This window comes from Bacillus cereus group sp. BfR-BA-01441 (assembly GCF_022663075.1).
Taxonomy (GTDB): Bacteria; Bacillota; Bacilli; order Bacillales; family Bacillaceae_G; genus Bacillus_A; species Bacillus_A cereus.
Genome location: NZ_JAKUEU010000060.1, coordinates 1 through 22,839 on the forward strand (window position 1 = coordinate 1; position 22,839 = coordinate 22,839).

Consider the following 22,839-nt stretch of genomic DNA (forward strand, 5'->3'; position numbering starts at 1 on the left):
GAGCGTTTATTATTACCATTTGGTTTACACCATATGTTAACGATTCCGATGAACTATACAGAGCTAGGCGGAACATATACGATGCTAACTGGTTCAAAAGTTGGACAAGTTGTAGCAGGACAAGATCCATTATGGCTTGCATGGATTACAGATTTAAATAATTTATTAGCAAATGGAGATACGAAGGCATATAACGATTTATTAAATAACGTTGTACCAGCTCGTTTCAAAGCTGGACAAGTTATCGGCTCAACAGCAGCGTTAATGGGGATTGCATTTGCGATGTTCCGTAACGTTGATAAAGAAAAGCGTGCAAAATATAAACCAATGTTTTTATCAGCAGCATTAGCAGTATTCTTAACAGGTGTAACAGAACCAATTGAATTCATGTTCATGTTTATTGCTCCAGTATTATATGTTGTATATGCTATTACAACAGGACTTGCATTCGCGCTAGCTGATTTAATTAACTTACGTGTTCATGCATTTGGATTTATTGAGTTAATTACTCGTACACCAATGATGGTTAACGCAGGTTTAACAAGAGACTTAATCAACTTTGTTATTGTTTCATTAGTGTTCTTCGGTCTTAACTTTACACTATTTAATTTCTTAATTAAAAAATTCAACTTACCAACACCAGGGCGTGCAGGTAACTATATTGATAATGAAGATGAGGCATCAGAAGGAACAGGAAATGTACAAGACGGTTCATTAGCAACAAAAGTTATCGATTTATTAGGTGGAAAAGAAAATATTGCTGACGTAGATGCTTGTATGACGCGCTTACGTGTAACAGTAAAAGATTTAAATGTTGTTGCACCAGAAGCACAGTGGAAACAAAATGGTGCTTTAGGGCTTATTGTAAAAGACAAAGGTGTACAAGCGGTATATGGTCCGAAAGCTGACGTATTAAAGTCAGACATTCAAGATATGTTAGGTGCGTAATAATATGAAATTGCTAACTTTAAACTGTCATTCTTGGCAAGAAGAGAATCAAATAGAAAAGATACAATACCTTGCTAAAGTAATTCAAGAAGAAGAGTACGATGTCATCGCATTGCAAGAAGTAAGTCAGTCCATACAAGCTGAAAATGTATGCGGTAACAAGAAAAAAGATAATTTTGGACTTTTACTATTAGAAGAGTTAAAAGCGCTACATGTAAAAGATTACAATATTACTTGGGATTTCTCTCATATTGGTTATGATGTGTACGAAGAAGGATTAGCAATTATAACGAAGCATAATATTATAAAAGAAGATACGTTCTTCATTTCAGAAAACGAGGATACAACGTATTGGAAAACGCGTAAAATTGTAAGTACAACAATTGCTTATAATGGTAAGGATATAACGTTTTACTCTTGTCATCTCGGTTGGTGGAATGATGAAGAAGAGTCATTCAAAGGTCAAGTCGATCGTTTGATGGAGCGTGTAGATAGCAATAAACTCGCCTTCTTAATGGGGGATTTTAATAACAATGCTCGATTGAAAGGCGAAGGTTATGAGTATATGATGCAAAAAGGGTTGTATGACACATATGAATTAGCAATAGAGAAGGATGAAGGAACGACTGTCCAAGGTGAGATTGCTGGTTGGGATGAAAATAAACATAATTTGCGAATCGATCTAATATTGTGTAACCAAAGTAAAAAAGTTCATTCTTCAAAAGTTATTTTTAATGGTACAAACAGAAATGTAATTTCAGATCATTTCGGTGTAGAGGTTCAATTGGATATATAATAGAAGAAATCCTCACAGAGAATAAAAGCTGTGAGGATTTTTTTTAGGAATACAAGTATTTCCAAGAGAAAATACTTGTATTTTTTATGACATTTCATATATATTTGTTATTATTGAATGTAAAACCGATTTGGTCATTTTGTATTCATACTTTGACTCACTTCGTTATATAATGAAGTAAGTGAAAGTTAATGGGAAAAAATAGTACGTTTTTGGTTAATACACGATGTAGAAAGTGATATAATTGCAAAATGTATGTATCATTTTCTAAAGAAGGAAAAATATATAATTAGGTGATAACTTCTATGAAACAGATTTGGCGTATTTATAAGACAGATTTACGGAATGTAGCCAAACATTGGGCTGCAATTGTTATTGTTTTAGGATTAATGATTTTACCATCGTTATATGCATGGTTTAACATTAAAGCTTCTTGGGATCCATATGGAAATACAAAAGAGGTTCCCATTGCAGTTTCTAACCAAGATGCAGGTTCTAATTTAAGAGGGAAAGATATTAATATCGGGAAAGAGATTGTAGACTCCCTTAAGAAAAACAAAAATCTTGGCTGGAAATTTGTAGATGAAAAACAAGCAATTTACGGAGTTGAGCGTGGAGATTATTATGCAAGTATTACGATTCCAAAAGATTTCTCTGAAAAAATTGCAACTGTTCTGGATGAAAATCCTAAAAAACCAGAACTGGATTACTATGTGAATGAAAAAGTAAACGCGATTGCACCGAAGATTACAGCAAAAGGTGCATCAGGTATTACAGAAGAAATTAGTAAAAACTTTGTAAAAACAGCAAACGGTGAGATTTTTAAAATTTTCAATGATCTTGGAATCGATTTAGAAACAAACTTACCAAGTATCGAAAAAGTAAAAGATCTTGTATTTAAGTTAGAAGCGCAGTTCCCAGAAATGAATACACTTATGGATAAGGCGTTAGATGATGCGACTCGAGCAGAAGATGTTGTAAAAGTAGCGCAAAAAGAGTTGCCGGTTGTAGAGAGTGTTATTAATGATGGGCAAGAAGCATTAGGGAATTTAGATAAGTTCTTTGCAAATAATGATGAAGCTTTAAAGAACGCACCTGGAACAATGAGAAACAATTTAACTGTAGCAAAAGATGTAATGGATAAGGCCAATGCTTTTACGAACTTTTTAATGAATCCAGGGATAGACCTTTCTGGTATGAAGGGATTACCGGAGTTCCCAGCACGCCCTGATCTTTCAAAGATGAATGATGAAGGTTATAAAAACATTGCAAGAAACATTAATCAAACAGTTAATAACGTTTTAAACTCAGCACGTGCAGGAACAGCATACGGAAAAAGTGTTGTGAATGGATTGCAAAATGGTCAGTTTGATCCAGAAAAGGCAAAACAAGACCTTAATGCGGTTTCTGAAAATCTTCAAGGGCGTACAGATAGTATTGCATATCTTATTAATGTATTTACTGAACTTCAAAAGTCAGCGACGACTGATTTTGGTCAAAGCTTTTTCCAAGGGCGAGTGGATCGCTTAACTAAGCTAAAAAGCGGTATGGAAAATGCAAACAAGGGTATTAAAGATATTGTAAATGTTATCGGTACAGGACAAGAAGTAAAGAAAGATGTAACAGATGTAGCGAATCAAAAGTTAGATGCAGCAAATGGATTAATTGATCAAGCGGAAAAAGATTATAATGAAACGTTTGTAGCAGATTATAAAAAAGCAGTCAGCACAGTCGATCAAGCTAAAGCTGATGCAAATGAAGCATACGATAGTGTGAAAAATGAATATGAAAAGGCAAAAAATAATTTAGAAGGTGTTATAGCAGACGTAAATAATAGAGGTGTTAATGGATTAGATAGTACAAAAGTGGCTTTAAACGATTTAAATGGTCAACTACAAGCTACTAATAATCTAATTGGTGATGCGATTCCGGTTCTAGAAAGCACAAATAAGGTATTAGCAGATGTAAATAGCGGAAAAAACCTTAATGGCGGAATTGCAAAATTGAACAAAATACAAAATTCTGTTCAAAAAGGTATAGATGCAACGAATAAAGCAACTACACTAATTAATAATGGACAGAAGCCTACAAAAGAGGTTGTAGAAAGCATTAATGAAGCGACTAAAAATGCTTCAGCTCAATTAGGTGATTTCTTAGCAACATATGATTCAGAAATCGTTCCAAACTTTAACACAGCAATTGAACGTACGAAACGTATGTCTAAAAACACATCTCAAATTTTAAAAGAGGCAGACAAAAAGCTTCCAGATGTTAAAAAATTACTAGAAGATTCATCAAAAGGCTTAGTAGACGGGAAAAAGAAATTGGCAGATATTAAAGCTGAAATGCCGGAGACTGAGAAAAAGATTAAAGAATTAGCAGATAAAATTCGTGATTTTGAATCTGAAGAGGATTTAAAAGACATCATACGTTTATTGAAAAATGATGTTGAAAAGCAAAGTGATTACTTTGCGAATCCAGTAAATTTAAAAGAAAATAAATTATTTGCGATGCCGAACTACGGTTCAGCGATGTCACCATTCTATACAGTGCTTGCATTATGGGTAGGCGCATTATTAATGGTTTCATTATTAACGGTAGAAGTACACGAAGAGGGCGCGAATTATAAGAGCCATGAAATTTACTTCGGACGTTTATTAACATTCTTAACGATAGGTCTTTCACAAGCGTTTATCGTATCGATGGGAGATATATTCTTACTCGGTACGTACGTAGTCGATAAGTTCTGGTTTGTGTTATTTAGTTTATTTATTGGTGGAGTCTTCGTTTGTATCGTATACTCACTCGTTTCTATTTTCGGAAACGTTGGGAAATCGATGGCGATCATTTTACTTGTACTACAAGTAGCAGGATCGGGCGGAACATTCCCAATCCAAATGACACCAGCGTTCTTCCAAGCGATTTATCCGTTCTTACCATTCACATACGCAATTAGCGCAATTCGTGAAACAGTTGGCGGAATGCTTTGGGATATCGTAACACGAGATTTACTTGTGTTAAGTGCTTTCGTAGTAGTTATGATTGTTGCTGCGTTATTACTGAAAACACCAATTAACAAATCAAGTGAAAAATTTGTTGAGAATGCAAAAGGAAGTAAAATCATTCACTAAAATAAAAGGTTCCTACCGATAGAGGTAGGAACCTTTTTGTTTAATCAAATTTTAATTTTTTTAATGCTTCTGCGAATGGGTTATTTAATGGTTCTTCTTCTTTTTTCTGTTGTTTCATATATTTTTGAACGTCGCGTTTATCGGCTTTGTTTCCAGATTCTTTTTTACGTCGTTCTTGGAATGTTGATAATTTCTCACGATAGCCACATTTACATGCGAAAATTTGGCCTGCACCCTCACCACGTAATTCTAGTTTCTTCTTACATTGCGGACAGCGAGCGTTTGTTGTACGAGATACATTTTTACGATGACCACATTCACGATCTTGGCATACGAGCATTTTTCCCTTTTTGCCGTTTACTTCTAGCATTGGTTTACCGCAGTCTGGACAAGACTTCGTTGAAATGTTCTCATGTTTATATTTTTTATCACTGGATTTAATTTCAGAAACAATTTCTTTCGTATAGTTCTTCATTTCCGAAATGAATACTTCTTTCTTTAATTTTCCTTTTGCAATTGCTTCAAGTTTTTGTTCCCACTCACCAGTTAGTGTAGGTGATTTTAATTCTTCTGGTACTAAATCAAGTAATTGACGACCTTTTGATGTAATGTGAATATCTTTACCACGTTTTTCAATTAAGAAAGAATTGAAAAGTTTGTCGATAATATCTGCACGTGTCGCTACAGTACCTAATCCACCAGTCGATTTTAACGTATCAGCAAGTTGTTTATTTTGCGTATCCATATATTTTGTAGGATTCTCCATTGCTGAAAGTAAAGTTGCTTCATTAAAGCGTGCAGGTGCTTTCGTTTGACCTGATGTTTGCATAAGTAACTTTACAGTTAATGTATCGCCCTTTTCAATGTGAGGTAGAATCTGCTCTTTTACGTCATCAGTTACATCATCGTCTTCAAATCGATTTTCGTATACTTCCTTCCAACCAGCATGTAAAATCGTTTTTCCGCGTGCAATGAATGTTTCATTGCCGACCTTTGTGCGTAACGTTAGTTGTTCGTATTCGAATGCTGGGAATAAAACAGCTAAGAAACGTTTTACAACTAAATCATAAATTTTGCGTTCTTTATCTGTGAATGCTGAGAAGTTAACGTATCCTTCTGTTGGAATAATCGCATGATGATCGCTTACTTTACTATCATCAACAAATGATTTGTTAGGTTTGATAGGCTTTTGTAATACTTTATGTGCGAAGGGACGGTATTCTCCAACACCACATGCTTTTAGACGTTCTGGAAGTGTTCCAACGATATCAGATGAAATGTAGCGTGAATCTGTACGAGGGTACGTTAGTACTTTATGCTGTTCATACAATTTTTGCATAATATTTAATGTTTCTTTAGCAGAGTAACCGAACTTTTTATTTGCATCACGTTGCAATTCAGTTAAATCGTAAAGACCAGGAGAGAATGACTTCTTCTGTTTCTTATCAATTTCCACAACAGTAGCATTTTGTTTATCTAAACTTTTTACAATACCATCGATTTTTTCTTTATTAAAACTACGGCTATTGCCATTTGCATCTTGCCAAGTAAGTTTGAGCTTCTCCATTGTTTGAGCTTCGATGCCGTAGTAAGTTTGTGCTTTGAAGTTCTTTATTTCATCCTCACGACTAGCAATCATAGCAACAGTAGGGGTTTGTACACGGCCGCAATTTAACTGGGCATTAAAGCGAGTCGTTAAAGCACGAGTTGCATTAAGACCGATATACCAGTCAGCTTCTGAACGCGCAACTGCTGAAGCGTATAAATTGTCATAGGCTTTACCTGGTTTTAAATTTGCAAAACCATCTTTAATTGCTTTATCGGTTACAGAAGAAATCCATAAACGTTTGATTGGTTTATTTAGCTTAACTTTATCGATAATCCAGCGTGCGACTAATTCCCCTTCACGTCCAGCGTCTGTTGCTACAATAATTTCATTTACATCTTTTCTAAGTAGCTGACTTTTTACAGCATTAAATTGTTTACCAGTTTGTTTAATAACCGTTAATTTCAAACGCTCAGGTAGCATCGGTAAATCTTCTAAATTCCACTTTTTATATTTCACATCATAACTTTCTGGATCTGCTAATGTAACGAGATGACCTAAAGCCCAAGTTACAATATATTTACTACCTTCAAGATAGCCGTTTCCTTTTTTATCACACTTCAGTACACGAGCAATATCTCGTGCAACGGAAGGTTTTTCAGCGATTACAACGCTTTTTGACATATTAAAAACATCCTTTCAAATTTCCATAAGTTAAATATAGCATACATCTTCTTGAGATTCAGTTTCGCTCCATATTTCAGCTGTTTTTAATGGAGTTAACAAAATCCCAACTGATTAAAGTTTCACTTTATCAGTTGCTTCTACAGTAAATAGAAAAGTAAAGAACTTGTTATTTTACTAGAATAAGAGTAGACTTTGAAGTAGATGAATAAGAAACACATGGGAGTTTGTGGATACAAACTGAGAGTATGGCTACTAGTCCGTCATTGACCATTTGAACCTGTTGGATAATGCCAGCGTAGGGAGAGTGTAAAAGCACATATTCAGGCACTTTGCGTACGCGCAAAGTGTCTTTTTGTGTATCTCCCATCATTATAGTTAGGAGATGAAAAGGATGAATATGAAAGAAATTAGTAAAGTAGTGGATTTGGTGAGAGAATCTAATCCGCTTGTTCATAATATTACAAATGTTGTTGTAACAAATTTTACTGCTAATGGTTTGTTGGCACTTGGGGCATCGCCTGTAATGGCGTATGCAAAAGAAGAAGTAGCAGAAATGGCTAGCATTGCTGGAGCGTTAGTATTAAATATGGGGACACTTCGTCCTGAAGAAGTAGAAGCGATGTTACTCGCGGGTAAATCAGCAAATGCGAACAATGTGCCAGTACTATTTGATCCAGTTGGTGCAGGAGCAACTTCGTATCGAACAGAAGTTGCGAGACATATTCCGGCTGAAATTGATTTAGCAATTATCCGCGGAAATGCAGCTGAAATAGCAAATGTTATTAATGAGAAATGGGAAATTAAAGGGGTAGACGCTGGTACTGGAAATGGCGATGTTGTAAGTATTGCAAGGCAGGCAGCAGATGAACTAAATACAGTTGCGGTCATTACTGGAAAAGAAGATGTTGTTACAGATGGAGAGAGAACTATTGTTATTCGAAATGGTCACCCTATTTTAACGAAAGTTACGGGAACAGGTTGTTTACTAACTTCTGTAATAGGAGCATTTGTAGCAGTGGAAAAAGATTATGTAAAAGCAGCAGTAGCAGCATTAACGTTTTATGGTGTAGCTTCGGAACTGGCAGCTGCTAAGACCGTGGAAAAGGGACCTGGTAGTTTCCAAATTGAATTTTTAAATCAGTTAGCGAATACTACTTCTAGTGATATTGAGAAATATGGAAAGATTGAGGAGTTAGAGTAAGAGGGAGTGAAAGAAATGGCACGCATTGAAATAGATAAAATGTCTAAGCTATTGCAAGTGTATTTTATTATGGGAAGTAATAACTGCACGAGGGATCCTTTAGCTGTATTGAAAGAAGCGTTAGATGGTGGAGTGACAATTTTTCAGTTTCGCGAGAAGGGAGAAGGTTCTTTAATCGGAGAAGATAGAGTGCGCTTTGCAAAAGAATTGCAGACGCTTTGTAAGGAATATAGTGTTCCTTTCATTGTAAATGATGATGTAGAATTAGCCATTGAATTAGATGCAGATGGTGTTCATGTAGGACAAGATGATGAAGGAATTACATCTGTTCGTGAAAAAATGGGAGATAAAATTATCGGTGTATCTGCTCATACAATTAAAGAAGCACGCTTTGCAATCGAAAATGGAGCAGATTATTTAGGCGTTGGACCTATTTTCCCAACGAGTACGAAAAAAGATACGAAAGCGGTTCAAGGAACGAAAGGATTAGCTTATTTTAGAGAACAAGGAATTACAGTGCCAATCGTTGGTATTGGTGGGATTACAATTGAAAATACAGCGGCAGTTATAGAAGCGGGTGCGGACGGTGTTTCAGTTATTTCAGCAATTAGTTTAGCTGAATCTGCGTATGAAAGTACGAGAAAATTAGCTGAAGAAGTAAAGAGAAGTTTGTAGGGAAGGACGTGTAGTATTTTAAGTGCTACATGGAGAAATAGACTGCCCCAAAATTTAAACAAGCATTTGATTAAAAAAGCACAAACCTTTTTAAATAAAGGTTTGTGCTTTTTCTTTAAAACATAATTGAAATTAAGAGCATTCCAATTCCGATAGAAGTAAATGTTGCGATTAAGCCTGGAATCATAAAGCTATGATTTAATACGTATTTACCAATACCTGTTGTACCGGTACGGTCAAAGTTAATAGCAGCAACGATTGTTCCATAGTTTGGAATGAAGAAATATCCATTTACTGCAGGGAACATCGCAATCAGTAGTGCTGGTGGAATACCGAGTGATAATCCAAGAGGCATTAAAGCACGTACTGTGGCTGCTTGGCTATATAGTAAAATAGATAGAATGAATAGTGCGATGGCAAATAGCCAAGGTGCACTTGTTACTAAATGCTGAATGGATCCTTGAATCATATTTAAGTTTCCATTAAAGAAAGTATCTCCCATCCAAGCGATACCGAAAATAGCAACAACTGCTGTTGCCCCCGCTTTAAAGACGTTACCAGACACAATGCTTTCTACATTTGGTTTACAGAAAATAATAATAAGAGCCGCGATAGTTAACATAACCATCTCAATTGTATTCGGCATGGAAAGACGGGCTAACTTCCCATCAACTATCCATCCTGGACGAAGTGCTTCAAATGAACCAAGAAGTACAACAAGGAAGGTTCCTACAAGGAAAAGGATAACTGATAATTTTGCGCCCTTTACACCTACAAATTCTTTTTTCTCTTCAAGCTTAGGAATCATTCCTTCTTTTAATCGTTTTAAGTATTCAGGGTCTTCATTTAATTCTTTTCCCATCTTACTAGCAACGAATGCTGCTAACATACAAGCAATGAAAGTGGAAGGAATACTCACTTTTAAAATATCTAATAAAGTGATTTTATAGTCAGCTAACATTGCTAAAAGAGCAACTGTGGCAGCTGAAATTGGACTAGCTGTAATTGCTTGTTGAGAAGCGATTACGGCAATCGACATTGGGCGTTCCGGTCTAATCCCTGATTCACGAGAGACTTCTGCAATAACAGGAAGTACAGAATAGGCAACGTGACCAGTACCTGCACATAGTGTGAATAAATAAGTAACAATTGGAGCAAAAAAAGTAATACGCTTTGGATTTTTTCGTAATGCCTTTTCAGCTAGATGAACAAGATAGTCCATTCCTCCAGCAGCTTGCAAAGCACCAGCAGCTGTAATTACTGCCAAAATCATAAGCATTACATCGATAGGAGGCGCGGTTGGTTGTAGGTGGAAGACAAAAACGAGTATTGCCATACCAACTCCACCCATTACTCCTAAACCAACTCCGCCTAGGCGTGCACCAATAAAAATACAGAGTAACAAGGTAAGAAATTGTAGCCAAAACATGATAAACTACCTCCGAAATTCATTAGTTAAGATATATTCGAATAGTTTAATTTGAATGAAAATTAAATAAATACCCGAAGAAATCCTTGTTATTTATACATTTTTTATTATATAACACAAAAAAAGTAACATTCACGTACTTTTTGAAATTATTTTGAAAAAGCAATGCGTTAAAAATTTGTATTTATATCTCTAAATAAGTAGACATTTTGATTTATATGTTGTAATCTTTGAAAGAGAATAAATTAATTCTCATAGAACTCCCATATCGTTCAACTCGTTCAGCGAGAAAGGCAAACTGATGGAAACATGAGGACGCAAAACTACAGGAGCTAAGGTCGAAAGGCTACGCTAGCCAGTTACCGGACGGATAGGGTTGGTCTTGGCCAATGCTTTTACATTGGCTTTTTTTTATTCTCGAACATATTGAGAAACATTTTCAAACAAAATATCCATATATTTTGTTTTTTTGTTTGTGTTGGTTAAGGAAGGTGGATATTAATGAAAAAATATTGGCATAAGTTATCGTTCCTTCAAAAGAACGTCTTATTAACCGTATTAGTTATTTTGACACTTGTTGGAAGTATGGGTGCGTTAAGTTTCAATATGTTTCAAAATAGTATGATGTCTTTATTTGAAAGGCAGTCTATTGAAACAGGAGAAATAGTATTGAAAAAACTGGATGTAGAATTAGTTAGAGACATGGCGAAAGATCCTACAGCCGAAAAAGTGAAAAAAGAAAAGTTAACAGAGAAATTAGATGAAGTATCAAAAGAATTGAAAAGCGTTGGACAAACGTATGTTACAGGAGCAAAGCCGAATGAAAAGCGAGAATTACAACTCGTTGGTTTGACTACAGAGTTAACAAATGCGTTTCCTATAAAGCCGGGAGATTATTATGAACAACCCGCTCATTGGATGAAGGCATACGATAAAGTGATTGATACGAAAAAGGCTCAAATGACAGAAGTATATGAAGATGAAATAGGTTCGTGGGTGACAATATTAGAACCAATTACAGATGGAGAAAACAATATTATTGCAATTGTTGCCGCTGACTTAGATGCTTCCATTGTTCCTATTACAAAAGAGAAGTTTATGATACAGGGTTTACTCTTTATCATTATTTCATTAGCAATTGCGACTATTACTCAATTCTTTATCGTGCGTCACTCGCTAGCTCCATTAAAAGATTTACGAGAAGGGTTACGTAAAATTGGCGAAGGTGACTTGAGTATTAAATTAAAAGAAAGACCAGATGATATTGGAATTATTAATGTTTATTTCAATAACACGATTGAAAAGTTTAAAGGGATTATAGATAAAGTAAGGCAAACTGCTGAGCAAGTTTCTTCTTCTTCACAAGAATTGTCGGCGAGTACAGAGGAAAACAGTATGGCAGTTCAAGAGATTGCAAGTTCTATTGAAGGTTTAAGAGTAGGGGCACAGTCTCAAAAAACTTCAGTACAACAATGTTTAGGGATTGTACATGGAATGGAAGATAAGGTAGAAGAGATAACTGGGGCTGCGAAACAAGTTGCGGTTGCTTCTGAAGGTATGGAGCAACATTCAATTGAAGGTAATGAAGTGATTGGACAAATTATTAATCAAATGAGTTTAATTCAAAATGCAGTACAAGATTTATCATCCATCATTTATTCGTTAGAAACAAGGTCAAAAGAAATTAGTGATATCGTAACTGTAATTACAGGCATTTCAAATCAAACAAATTTATTAGCTTTAAATGCTTCTATCGAGGCTTCACGCGCTGGAGCAGCTGGAAGAGGGTTTGCAGTTGTTGCTGATGAAGTACGAAAATTAGCAGAACAGACGGAAGCGTCTGCTAAAGATATAGCGAAATTAATTGGTGAAACACAAGCTGAGACAGAAGATGCTGTAGTTTCCATGCAAAAAGGTTCAAAAGAAGTAGAAACTGGAATTTCGCTTGTTCAAAGTAGCGGAGATTTCTTTGAAAAAATCTCAAAATCAGCGCAATCTGTTACAGATCAAGTAAAAGCTGTTTCTGGTAATTCGAGTGATATTTTACAAAATAGCCAGAATATTGTTCAAGTCGTAAATGAATTATCATATATTGCAAATACTTATGCCAACAGCAGTAGTAATGTTGAAGAAAGCATGAAAGAGCAAGAAATATCAGTACAAGATATTGCAGAATTAGCGACTTCTTTAAGTTGGCTTTCTCAGGAATTACAAGAGCTTATTGGTGAGTTTAAAAGCGAATAAGGAGAAAGTTCAATTCTAATCAAGGGGGTATCTCCGCTACTGATTATGAATTGAACGAATCTGCCCTTTAATAAGGGATAATAAAGGTGTGAATTTTCACACCTTTATTATATTTAAGAGAGGAATTTACATAAATATGAAATTAGCAATTTCTTATAGTGAGATGGTAAAAGAATTTTTAGAAAAAGTAGAAGGAAGTATTAAAATACCTAAAGATGTGCAAGGAACAGAACTTAGGATAAAAAGGAAAACGGAACTGTTTCCAAATTTGACTCACATTGTAGATTTAATAGGAGCGACTGCAACGTGGTTATATCATATTTCTAAAGAAAAACATATTGTCGTGCTTTATCATGTAAGAGGAAGTTTATTTCCGATTACTATTGAAGTTTCTAATTTTCTCTCCTATGAAAGTTTGAATTTACAGATTGAAGAGCAACTGGAGCAAATTAAAGAAATGAATGAGGAAGAAATAGAAGAGTTTCAAAACGGTAATACATTATATGAAATGTCACCTATTATTATTGGCGAAACATATTATGAGCTACAAGACACGAATACATTACAATTTGTATTTAGTAAAAATATGCAAAGTGTAGAAATAATATTTAATAGTGTTAATTGGAAAGAGACAACAATTACTCGTTATGCACAACAAATACAAGGTGTTTTAATTAATAAATCACAAAATAAGAATAATCATATAAATAATTTTAATATTATTACAGAGGCCGAGATGGCACTTTATAGTCAAGTGAATGATACGACAGCAGTATATCCTGAGAAAAGTATCGTCGATATGTTCTATAATACTGTTACTCAATTTCCAAATCGTATAGCTTTATCTTCAAGGGAAGGTACTTTAACTTATGAGGAGCTTAATAAAAAAAGTAATCAAATAGCTCATATGTTAATCAAAAACGGCGTCCAATTAGGAGACTATGTTGGAATATTTATGAAACGTAGCATAGACACAGTAGTAAGTATGGTAGCTATATTAAAAGCTGGTGCAGCGTATGTTCCGATTGATCCAGATTATCCGGAAAGTAGAATACAGTACATTATTCAAGATAGCCAAGCGAAAGTTATATTGATGAAAGAGACGCCTATAACATGTGATGGGGTTCAAACAGTTTCAATGTATGATAGTGAAACTTATGAAGATATAGATGTAAAGTTGTCTATTCATTGTGATGATGTAGCTTATATGATTTATACATCTGGTTCAACAGGGAATCCAAAGGGAACGATGTTAGCACATAGAGGCGTCGTTAATCTGTATACTTGGATGAAAAAGCAATATGAATTGACAGAAGAGGATGTATTTGCCCAATTTCCTTCCTTTAGTTTCGATGCTTCTGTATGGGAGTCATTTGCTTCTTTATTCTGTGGAGGAAACTTATATGTACTATTAGAGGAAGAGCGATTGTCTGTAGAAGCATTTGCAAATGCAATCTATAAAGTGAAAGCAACTTCAATCTTGGCATTAGCAACAATTTTTGTTCGACAAGTAGCAACTTATTTGGCAGAAGAAGATATATATAAGCTAGCTTCCCTAAAAAGAATTGCGATTGGCGGTGAAATGTTGCCTGTAGAGGTTATTAAATTGTGGAGAGAAAGAATAGGTACAAATGTTGAAATTCATAATGTATACGGACCGACAGAATGTACTGTAGTGACGACAACCTATAAAATACCTAGTCAGTTAAATGAGGATGTTGCGAGTATTCCCATTGGTAAACCATGTGCTAATTATCAAGTTATGATTTTGGATGAGAATATGAATCTTTGTCCAATTGGTGTACCTGGTGAATTATATATAGATTCAGTGGGATTAGCAAAAGGGTATTTTAATAAGCCTAATAAAACAATTGAAGCTTTTATTCCGAACCCTTTTAATCCTATAGTTAATATATATAAAACAGGTGATATCGTTAAGTTGCTAGAGGATGGAAATATAGAGTTTTTACATCGGAAAGATGATCAAGTAAAAATTAGAGGACATCGTATTGAACTAGGCGAAATCCAAAGTAAAATTTCTCAAAATCATAATATAAAAGAAAATGCTGTTTTTGCTAAGAAGAGTAAGGAAGGTAGCCAATATTTAATCGCGTTCTATACAACTTTAAATAAAAAAGAAATACCAGAATTAGTTTATCAGTTACAAGAGCAATTACCAGATTATATGGTGCCATCTAAACTAATTTATATTAATGAATTACCACTTACACCTAATAAAAAGATTGATGTTAAGAAGTTAGCTCAGTTAGAAGAAAAGTATGAACCGGTTCGTCTACAAGAATATGTTGCACCTTCTAATAAAGCAGAAAAACAAATAGCGAACGCCTGGGCGGAAGTATTAGGAATTTCAAAAGTTGGAGTGCATGATGATTTCTTTACAATTGGTGGACATTCATTAAAAGTATTACGAGTCTTAACATTGTTAAAAGAAGATTTCTCACATTTAACAATTCAAGATTTCTTTAAAGAAAGAACGATATATGGATTAGCTCGAATTGAGCGAGAAGTAAAAGTAGAGAAAGAAGAAGTATTTCGTGAATATAAAGTGATTCACGAACCAGATACTATCACGTATGCAAACGTTTTGGAAGAAAACCAGATTTCAAATGTCTTTTTAACAGGAGCTACTGGTTATTTAGGATCACACATATTATATGAATTGTTGAGAGATACAGCTGCTACTATTTATTGTTTAGTAAGACCAACTAAAGATGTGCAGCAAAGAATTATAGATACATTAACAGGCTACTTTAATGATGTATGTGAAGAATGGTTACAGCGTATACAGGCCGTAGCTGGTGATCTGGGAGAAGAGTATCTTGGGATGAGCGAAGAAGAATTTATGTTCATCAGTTCTAAGATGGATACGATAATTCATTGCGGTGCAGATGTAAGACATTTTGGGGATGTAAAACAATTTGAAAATATAAATGTCCAAGGAACTAGCCGTATGCTAGCATTAGCGGAGAAAGGTGCTACATTCCATTTTATTTCTACAATTGGTATCCCGTTAGAATTAGCGGTAGATCAATGGGATACATACATGAAAACTGGTGATTTTAATTACAGTGTAGACTTAGAGAATGTATATTCAAATAGTAAACTACAAGCGGAAAACATTGTTCGTGAAGCAATGAAAAATGGTTTGCGCGGAAATATTTATCGTGCAGGTAATTTAGCATGTCATTCAGAAACAGGTTCGTTCCAACAAAATATTGAAGGAAACGCATTTTATCGTCTTATTAAAACAATGCTATTAATTGGGAAAGCACCAAATGTGAAGTGGAAAGTTGATTTCACACCAATTGATTTTGCTAGTAAATCAATTGTATCGTATTTGCAAGATGCGCAAATTATAGGAGAGACGTTACATATTTGTCATCCACATCAAATTGAGTTTGAACAATTTATACAGCTAATTGGAGAGTGTGGATACAATCTTGAAATGGTTCCACTTTCAGAATATGTAAATACCGGACTTGCATTAGCGAAGGGAAATGAAGTAATAGCAGAGTTAATTGCTTCTCAAGTTGCAGGAGATGGAGCGCAGCAATCTGAAATTGTAATGGGTACGCGTAGAACGAATAAATGGATTAAGAAAAAAGAATTGATAGTACCAGCAATTAATAAAGAATTTATTCAGCAGTTATTAGCTCATGGTGAAAAAGTTGGTTATTTTCCAAAAATAATGAAATGATTATGCATGCTTTTGTTTGTTCAATAAAATAAATCATGCTACAATGAAAACGAATTAAGGACCGGGGAGCCAATTGGCTGAGAGGATGTAAGTAAACATCGACCCTCAACCTGATCTGGATAATGCCAGCGTAGGGAGTTACTTAAAGTGATGTAGCATATGTTATTCTGTAATAACTTGCATACAAGGCTTTCCTACGCAGTAGGAAAGCCTTTTCTTATTTTTGAAATTTATTTTTATAAGGGGGATTTTATTATGTCACAACAAGTTACAATGTCATTTTCAGTAGTACCACAAGCAAAAACGAAAGATGTATATTCTGTTGTCGATAAAGCAATTGAAGTTGTGCAACAATCGGGAGTTCGTTATGAAGTAGGGGCAATGGAAACAACTTTGGAAGGAGAATTAGATGTACTTCTTGATGTCGTTAAACGTGCGCAACAAGCTTGCGTCGATGCTGGAGCAGAAGAAGTGATTACTTCTATTAAAATCCATTATCGTCCAAGCACTGGTGTAACGATAGATGAAAAGGTTTGGAAGTACCGTGATGAATATGCAAAACCAGAAGCAATCTAAACTTATTACAACTATTTGGCTTATCCTTCTCATTGCGATATGGGAAGGATCTGTTTCATTATTTAAAATCGAACCGTGGATTTTACCAAAGCCTTCTGCCATTGTTCAAGAATTAATTGGGATGAAAGATTTACTATTACCAAATACGATGCAAACACTGCAGGAAGTTATAATTGGACTATTCTTTGCAATTTTATTGGGGACGAGCATCGCAATTATTATGGACGTTATACCGTTATTTCGTATTTTAATAAATCCATTGCTCGTTATTTCGCAAACAATTCCAATTGTTGTACTTGCACCGCTATTTATTATTTGGTTTGGATATGGGATGTTGCCGAAAGTAATGGTCGTAATACTCGTTTGTTTCTTCCCAATTGCGCTTAGTATTTTAGAAGGTTTTCAAACAGTAGATAAAAACATGCTGAAACTGTTACAAACAATGAAGGCGACAAAATGGCAAGTTTACCAGAAAGTAAAATTTCCAGCAGTGCTTCCATACTTTTTCTCAGGTTTAAAAATTGCAGTTACATATAGCGTAATGGGGGCAATTATCGGAGAATGGCTCGGTGCAAGTGAAGGATTAGGCGTTATGCTTACGAGGGCTACAAAATCCTTTTTGACTGCCCGAGTATTTGGTGTTGCAGCAATCATCGTTATGGTGACATTATGCCTGTATTTTATCGTAGAGTTTATGGCAAGAATAACAGCACCATGGATATATAGAAAGGACGGCAGAAAATGAAAAAAGGTTTGAAAGTTATGTTAGCTGCCTTAGTAGCGGTAGGTGTGGCTGGATGTAATCCGGCGAAGAAAGAAGAAAGTGCAAGTAAAGATCAAAAAGTAAAAGTAGTATTAGATTGGTTTCCAAATACGAATCATACTGGCTTGTATGTAGCGCAAACGAAAGATTATTACAAAAAGCAAGGATTAGATGTAGAAATTATTCAACCAGGTGACAATGTAACAGCAGAGCAAATGATAGCATCAGGAAAAGCAGACTTCGCAATAAGCGCACAAGAAAATGTAACGTTAGCTCGTGTGGAAGGAATTCCTGTTGTATCTGTAGGAGCGATTATTCAGCATAACACTTCAGCGTTTGCATCGCTTAAGAAAGATAATATGACGTCACCGAAAGATTTTGAAGGTAAACGTTACGGCGGCTGGGGAGGACCAGCGGAAGAAGCGACATTAAAGACGATTATGGATAAACATCAAGCTGATTTTAATAAAGTTGAAAAAATCATCTTAGGACAAACAGATTTCTTTAAATCAATCGGTCGTGATGCAGATTTCGAATGGATTTATTACGGTTGGGATGGTATTGAAGCGAAGCGCCAAGGAAAAGAGTTAAATACGATTATGGTGAAGGACTTAGATCCAGCGCTTGATTTCTATAGTCCTGTTATTATTACGAGTGAAAAACATACGAAGCAAGATAAAGACTTTGTGAAAAAGTTTATGAGTGGAACGACAGAAGGTTATAATTTTGCAATTAAGGAACCGAGAGAGGCTGCTGATATTTTAATTAAAGCTGTTCCAGATGTAAATAAAGATTTAGTTCAAGAAAGCCAAAAATGGTTAAGTACGAAGTATCAAGATGATGCTAAAGCATGGGGAGTACAGAAGGAAGAAATTTGGACGAATTACATGAATTTCTTATATGACAACAAAGTTATTAAAAAGAAAATCGATGTAAAAGATGCTTTTACAAATGAATTCCTTCCAAGTGAAAAATGAGCGGATTACAAATAAAAAATATAGTGAAATCTTTTGACGGAAAGAATGTATTAGAGAATATTAGTGCCTCTATACAAGAGGGAGAGTTTGTTTCCTTTGTAGGACCGAGTGGTTGCGGGAAAAGCACATTATTAAACATGATTGCAAATGTTGAAAAACCAACAAGCGGGAACGTAACGTATAACGATAAGCAAGTACAAGAGCAAGATGTTGTTAGTTATATGCCACAACAAGATTTATTACTACAGTGGCGATCAGCTTTGCAAAATATCGTTCTTCCGTTAGAAATTGAAGGAAAGCCGAAAAAACAAAGGCTGACAGAAGGAATGGAAGCATTAAAGCAGTTCCAACTAGATGAATATGCAGACCATTATCCAGATGAATTATCTGGTGGTATGCGTCAAAGAATTAGTTTTCTGCGCACATATTTATGTGAAAAGCCAATTATGCTGCTGGATGAGCCTTTTGGTAAATTAGATGCATTTACAAAAATGGAAGTACATAGCTGGCTTTTAAACTCTTGGCATCAAGAAAAGCAAACAATCGTTATGGTGACACATGACTTAGATGAGGCAATCTTGCTTTCAGATCGCGTATTTATTTTATCTCAAAGACCAGCGTCAATAGTTGGCGAGGTACAAGTGAAATTACCTAGGCCGAGAACGATGGATATGTTAACATCACTCGAATTAAAAAAGGATAAAGAAGAGATTTTAAGTGTGTTAGCTCCTTATATGAAAAAATAGAAAAAGCTGATGTTTTAATTTTAGACGAACCGACTAATCATTTGGATGTAGAAACTAAGATGGCTTTACAGGAAGCGTTACAACAATACAAAGGAACGGTTTTAATTGTCTCACATGAACCTTCTTTCTATGAATCGTAGATAACAAAAGTATGGAATATAGAAGATTGGAATACTGAACAATATGAATAAAGAAAAGGCATTAGCTTTTATGAGCTAATGCCTTTTCTTTGTGATTAACATGATTTTCGAGAACTCTTACATGAGAATTGTATGAAGAAGCACTCTTATGGTGCGCTTATAAGCGTGCTTTTTCTTTTGTTATATTTATAATACGAAAGCCTTTCCCTAACAGGTGACTATCTTTCTTTATATATATAGATAGTTCAAAATGGAATGAAAATAATTCCTTTATGTAAAGGATAATATGGATATTATAGGAAGACAATAGAAATTAAAGGAAATTCATGTAAAATTCAAATGAACTTCATATAAACTTCATATTAGAAATTAAATATAATTATAATAGGTTATTATGATATTTTTGATTTTTCGTAAAATTAAAAGTTTGAATTTAGGAGGTATTGCTCAAACCTAAATTCAAACTTTAGTGAATTAATTAATGGATATTACGTCTAGTTTTCGCTAATGACGGTATTTAAAAGTTCGGCAGGATTACCTGTTCCTGCACCGCCAATTGTAATAGATCCACCAGGAGGAATTTCACCATTCCATCCTGCATTCGTAATTACATAATGATTATTTGTTTTACTACTAATTTTAGAATCCCAAACTTGTGTTAAATTACCGCTATAATCAAATTCTAATTTCCAATTTTTAATAGGAGTCGTTCCATTATTTTTGATTATAATCGAGAAGTTATAACCGCTGCCCCAATTCGAAGTGACTGAAAATGTAGCAGTACCATTTCCATCAGGAGGTGTCGTATTAGCTTCATCCGTTTTGACAGTAAGAGCGGTAGGTTGTGATTTATTTCCAGCAGCATCTTTGGCAATTATTGAAAATGTGTATTCCGTATTAGGTTTTAAGTTTTTAATTGTAATGCTATTTGTTGTTGTACTCCATTTCTCTTCTCCAGCAGTAATTTCATATTCCGTAACTCCTACGTTATCAGTAGATGCAGTCCAGTTTAATTGAACTGAGTTTGAATTTTTATTCGTAACTACAATATTTTTAACATTCGTTGGTGGCTCAGTATCTTTTTGACTAATAGGTCCACCAAGTAATTCTTTTACTAGCGTATCAAGTAATTTTGGACCACTACAACTATATTTTGGACTTGTACGGCAATCCCCGCTTAGTTCCCAAAACATTGCTCCACTTAAACCCTTCGTCTTTATATAGTCTGTTTTATATTTCATAGATTCATTGTCATCGTAGCTAATAAATGTGCCTGTAGTCGCATTATATAAGTAAGGTACTTTAGCTGTGTCATTCCAGTAGCGTACAAAACCATTTTTATTAACGTAATTGGCTGCTAAATCACCGTAATCATACACACCTGTGTCACCGGTAGAATAATCATCCCAAGTACCTTTAGAAGCAAGTTTCTCATCACTACCTGGTTTGCAAGGTTGATATTGTCCGTTATTTTCTTTGCCACAACTTTTCCAGCCACGTCCGTAAAAGGGTACGCCTAATACTAGTTTATCGACTGGAACACCTTCATTTGTATAAACATTTATAGCACCATCTACGTAAAAATTCGTATTTGCTGCTGGGTCATTTGGATCCTTATATAGAGCTGCATTATGATTAGAAGTAGCTTCCCATCCGCCGTGGAAATCATATGTCATAATATTAATCCAATCGAGTATTTGAGAAATTTTCTTTAGCTCTGTATGATCAGCGTAGCGTTGGCTTGCGCCTGAAGCGATTGTTAGTAAATATTGTTTGCCATCTTCAGTACCTGCTTTATTCAAAGCATTTCGGACGTCTTGAAGAAGGAGAGTGAAATTTTGTTTATCTTCAGGACGATAACTACCACCAGGAATCGTTTCAACGCCCGGATATTCCCAGTCTAAATCTACGCCATCAAACCCATATGCGCGAAGAAAAGCTACTGTAGATTCAGCAAATACTTTTCTTGTTTTTTCATCAGCGGCCATATCAGAAAAGCGGTTAGACCAAGTCCAGCCACCAACGGAAATAATTGTTTTTAAGTGAGGATATTTAGCTTTTAATCGTTTTAGTTCTCCGAAATTTCCGCAACGGGCATATTTATCGCAATCTTCCCAAGTTGTACCTGAGCCAGGATACGATTTGGTAACATCAGCCCATGGTTCCCCGAGTACGAGAGTACCATTAGGAACCTCTTTATTTTGCAATGGTACACCAGATTCTTTACAGTTCCACGTTTGTTTATTTGGATTATCAGGATGAGTAGAAGGGTTTCCATGTTTTCCATTCCAACAAATATCCGCGAAAGCATAGTTAAGGTGAGTAAGTTTTGATGCATCAATGTCAGCAACTTGATAATTACGTCCGTAAACGCCCCACGAAGGAAAGTACCCAACAATTTTTTGATTTTGCTTTGGTGAATCTGCTAATGCGAGATTTGGAGTAATAAAATTTGTGAGAAAAAGAGGTAAGAAAAGTAGTAGAGATAGTAATAGCAGTGTGAATTTTTGAGACCTCATAGCCATTTCTCCTTTCAAAATAAAAGATATATTTAAAGGCATACGCCAATAAATCAAAATGAATCTAGACGTATGAAACGTCTAGATAAAATGATCAGACATCACGAAGTCTATACAAGGGAGCTGGGGGTGATTAAATCGTAACAAATGTAAGATTTAGTGTAAACGCTTTATTCAGTTGTAAAAGACTTTCTCAATACAAAAAGGCTTGAATACAAACTATATATGAAAACGAAAGATCGGTATGGGAGGAAATAGCTCATTATAAATAAATTTGAGAAAAAATTGTATGGAGCCAATTATTAAAGACGTAGAAAGATAAGGAAATATCATGTAAAATAATAGTAAAAATATGTAAAGGAGGGAATAGTGTGGATGTGTTTTTGAACATTGCTGAAGAAAAAATTCGAAAAGCAATACGGAACGGTGATCTTGATTATCTTCCGGGAAAAGGAAAACCACTACAATTAGAAGATTTTTCAATGGTACCTCCAGAACTTAGAATGAGTTATAAAATTTTAAAAAATGCGGGAATGATTCCATCAGAAATGGAACTACAAAAAGATATATTAAAAATAGAGGATCTGATTGCTTGCTGTTATGATGAAGAAGAGAGAAAGAAATTAAGAGAAGAGTTAACAGTAAAAACGCTTCGTTTTCAGCAGGTAATGGAAAAGAGAAAGATTAAAGATAGTTCAGCTTTTCGTATGTATCAAGAAAAAGTATTTCGTAAATTACGCTAA

15 protein-coding genes and 3 riboswitches are annotated in these 22,839 nt (G+C 35.0%); of the genes, 12 read left to right on the forward strand and 3 right to left on the reverse strand.

The features are described from left to right. From MR107_RS21270 to MR107_RS21280, 3 genes are all read left to right on the forward strand, one after another. Positions 1-948: PTS transporter subunit EIIC (locus MR107_RS21270; RefSeq protein ID WP_242292676.1), on the forward strand; the 948-nt coding region annotated here is incomplete at its 5' end. A gap of 4 nt (positions 949-952) precedes the next feature. Beyond that, on the forward strand, positions 953-1,744 hold the full coding sequence (locus tag MR107_RS21275; protein WP_000771997.1) for an endonuclease/exonuclease/phosphatase family protein: 792 nt from the start codon (positions 953-955) through the stop codon (positions 1,742-1,744). 305 nt (positions 1,745-2,049) lie between these two features. Beyond that, positions 2,050-4,875 carry a YhgE/Pip family protein gene (locus tag MR107_RS21280; protein ID WP_242292677.1) on the forward strand — a complete coding sequence of 942 codons (2,826 nt, stop codon included), beginning with the start codon at positions 2,050-2,052 and terminating at the stop codon, positions 4,873-4,875. 40 nt (positions 4,876-4,915) lie between these two features. On the opposite strand, the gene topB is transcribed toward MR107_RS21280, so the two are convergent. Next, entirely contained in the window at positions 4,916-7,105 is a 2,190-nt protein-coding gene (gene topB / locus MR107_RS21285; RefSeq protein WP_242292678.1) for a DNA topoisomerase III, read from the reverse strand. Between the two features lie 209 nt (positions 7,106-7,314). Beyond that, a riboswitch (TPP riboswitch) is annotated at positions 7,315-7,427 on the forward strand. A gap of 72 nt (positions 7,428-7,499) precedes the next feature. Between topB and thiM the strand changes: the two genes are divergently transcribed. Both thiM and thiE read left to right on the forward strand, forming a co-directional pair. Continuing rightward, a complete protein-coding gene (gene thiM, locus MR107_RS21290; protein ID WP_163092693.1) occupies positions 7,500-8,309 on the forward strand; it encodes a hydroxyethylthiazole kinase in 810 nt (269 codons plus the stop codon). Positions 8,310-8,324: 15 nt separating this feature from the next. Continuing rightward, positions 8,325-8,984: a thiamine phosphate synthase gene (thiE, locus tag MR107_RS21295; RefSeq protein ID WP_017657404.1), complete on the forward strand. Its 660-nt coding sequence runs from the start codon at positions 8,325-8,327 to the stop codon at positions 8,982-8,984. A gap of 115 nt (positions 8,985-9,099) precedes the next feature. On the opposite strand, the gene MR107_RS21300 is transcribed toward thiE, so the two are convergent. Then, positions 9,100-10,413, reverse strand: a complete 1,314-nt coding sequence (locus MR107_RS21300) for an anaerobic C4-dicarboxylate transporter family protein (protein ID WP_000498704.1) — start codon at positions 10,411-10,413, stop codon at positions 9,100-9,102. A gap of 282 nt (positions 10,414-10,695) precedes the next feature. After that, positions 10,696-10,780: riboswitch (cyclic di-GMP riboswitch) on the forward strand. A 134-nt stretch (positions 10,781-10,914) separates the two neighbouring features. On the opposite strand from MR107_RS21300, the gene MR107_RS21305 reads away from it, so the two are divergent. The 6 genes from MR107_RS21305 to MR107_RS21330 all read left to right on the forward strand — a co-directional run bounded on the left by MR107_RS21305 (position 10,915) and on the right by MR107_RS21330 (position 19,437). Then, positions 10,915-12,657: a methyl-accepting chemotaxis protein gene (locus MR107_RS21305; protein WP_242292679.1), complete on the forward strand. Its 1,743-nt coding sequence runs from the start codon at positions 10,915-10,917 to the stop codon at positions 12,655-12,657. Between the two features lie 136 nt (positions 12,658-12,793). Continuing rightward, on the forward strand, positions 12,794-16,375 hold the full coding sequence (locus MR107_RS21310; RefSeq protein ID WP_226368482.1) for a non-ribosomal peptide synthetase family protein: 3,582 nt from the start codon (positions 12,794-12,796) through the stop codon (positions 16,373-16,375). A gap of 52 nt (positions 16,376-16,427) precedes the next feature. After that, positions 16,428-16,529: riboswitch (TPP riboswitch) on the forward strand. A 101-nt stretch (positions 16,530-16,630) separates the two neighbouring features. Continuing rightward, positions 16,631-16,951 (forward strand): MTH1187 family thiamine-binding protein, encoded by a 321-nt coding sequence (locus MR107_RS21315; protein ID WP_000082906.1) that lies wholly within the window; start codon positions 16,631-16,633, stop codon positions 16,949-16,951. Continuing rightward, positions 16,923-17,696 carry an ABC transporter permease gene (locus MR107_RS21320; protein WP_001057166.1) on the forward strand — a complete coding sequence of 258 codons (774 nt, stop codon included), beginning with the start codon at positions 16,923-16,925 and terminating at the stop codon, positions 17,694-17,696. The genes MR107_RS21315 and MR107_RS21320 overlap by 29 nt, the downstream gene beginning before the upstream one ends. Further along, on the forward strand, positions 17,693-18,691 hold the full coding sequence (locus tag MR107_RS21325) for an ABC transporter substrate-binding protein (protein ID WP_242292680.1): 999 nt from the start codon (positions 17,693-17,695) through the stop codon (positions 18,689-18,691). Before MR107_RS21320 ends, MR107_RS21325 begins: the two co-directional genes overlap by 4 nt. Then, positions 18,688-19,437, forward strand: a complete 750-nt coding sequence (locus tag MR107_RS21330) for an ABC transporter ATP-binding protein (RefSeq protein WP_000016090.1) — start codon at positions 18,688-18,690, stop codon at positions 19,435-19,437. Before MR107_RS21325 ends, MR107_RS21330 begins: the two co-directional genes overlap by 4 nt. 634 nt (positions 19,438-20,071) lie before the next feature. Here the strand turns inward: MR107_RS21330 and MR107_RS21335 are convergent. Beyond that, complete coding sequence (locus MR107_RS21335; RefSeq protein WP_242292681.1) at positions 20,072-22,096, reverse strand: glycosyl hydrolase family 18 protein; 2,025 nt, start codon at positions 22,094-22,096, stop codon at positions 20,072-20,074. Positions 22,097-22,467: 371 nt separating this feature from the next. Between MR107_RS21335 and MR107_RS21340 the strand changes: the two genes are divergently transcribed. After that, entirely contained in the window at positions 22,468-22,839 is a 372-nt protein-coding gene (locus tag MR107_RS21340; RefSeq protein WP_242292682.1) for a DnaJ family domain-containing protein, read from the forward strand.

Excerpts from the sequence above, each read along its gene's own strand:
- MR107_RS21310 (WP_226368482.1), top strand. The coding sequence starts at position 12,794 with ATGAAATTAGCAATTTCTTATAGTGAGATGGTAAAAGAATTTTTAGAA.
- MR107_RS21275 (WP_000771997.1), top strand. The coding sequence starts at position 953 with ATGAAATTGCTAACTTTAAACTGTCATTCTTGGCAAGAAGAGAATCAA.
- MR107_RS21320 (WP_001057166.1), top strand. The coding sequence starts at position 16,923 with ATGAATATGCAAAACCAGAAGCAATCTAAACTTATTACAACTATTTGG.
- MR107_RS21315 (WP_000082906.1), top strand. The coding sequence starts at position 16,631 with ATGTCACAACAAGTTACAATGTCATTTTCAGTAGTACCACAAGCAAAA.
- MR107_RS21280 (WP_242292677.1), top strand. The coding sequence starts at position 2,050 with ATGAAACAGATTTGGCGTATTTATAAGACAGATTTACGGAATGTAGCC.
- MR107_RS21300 (WP_000498704.1), bottom strand. The coding sequence starts at position 10,413 with ATGTTTTGGCTACAATTTCTTACCTTGTTACTCTGTATTTTTATTGGT.
- MR107_RS21330 (WP_000016090.1), top strand. The coding sequence starts at position 18,688 with ATGAGCGGATTACAAATAAAAAATATAGTGAAATCTTTTGACGGAAAG.
- MR107_RS21335 (WP_242292681.1), bottom strand. The coding sequence starts at position 22,096 with ATGAGGTCTCAAAAATTCACACTGCTATTACTATCTCTACTACTTTTC.
- MR107_RS21325 (WP_242292680.1), top strand. The coding sequence starts at position 17,693 with ATGAAAAAAGGTTTGAAAGTTATGTTAGCTGCCTTAGTAGCGGTAGGT.
- thiE (WP_017657404.1), top strand. The coding sequence starts at position 8,325 with ATGGCACGCATTGAAATAGATAAAATGTCTAAGCTATTGCAAGTGTAT.
- thiM (WP_163092693.1), top strand. The coding sequence starts at position 7,500 with ATGAATATGAAAGAAATTAGTAAAGTAGTGGATTTGGTGAGAGAATCT.
- MR107_RS21305 (WP_242292679.1), top strand. The coding sequence starts at position 10,915 with ATGAAAAAATATTGGCATAAGTTATCGTTCCTTCAAAAGAACGTCTTA.
- topB (WP_242292678.1), bottom strand. The coding sequence starts at position 7,105 with ATGTCAAAAAGCGTTGTAATCGCTGAAAAACCTTCCGTTGCACGAGAT.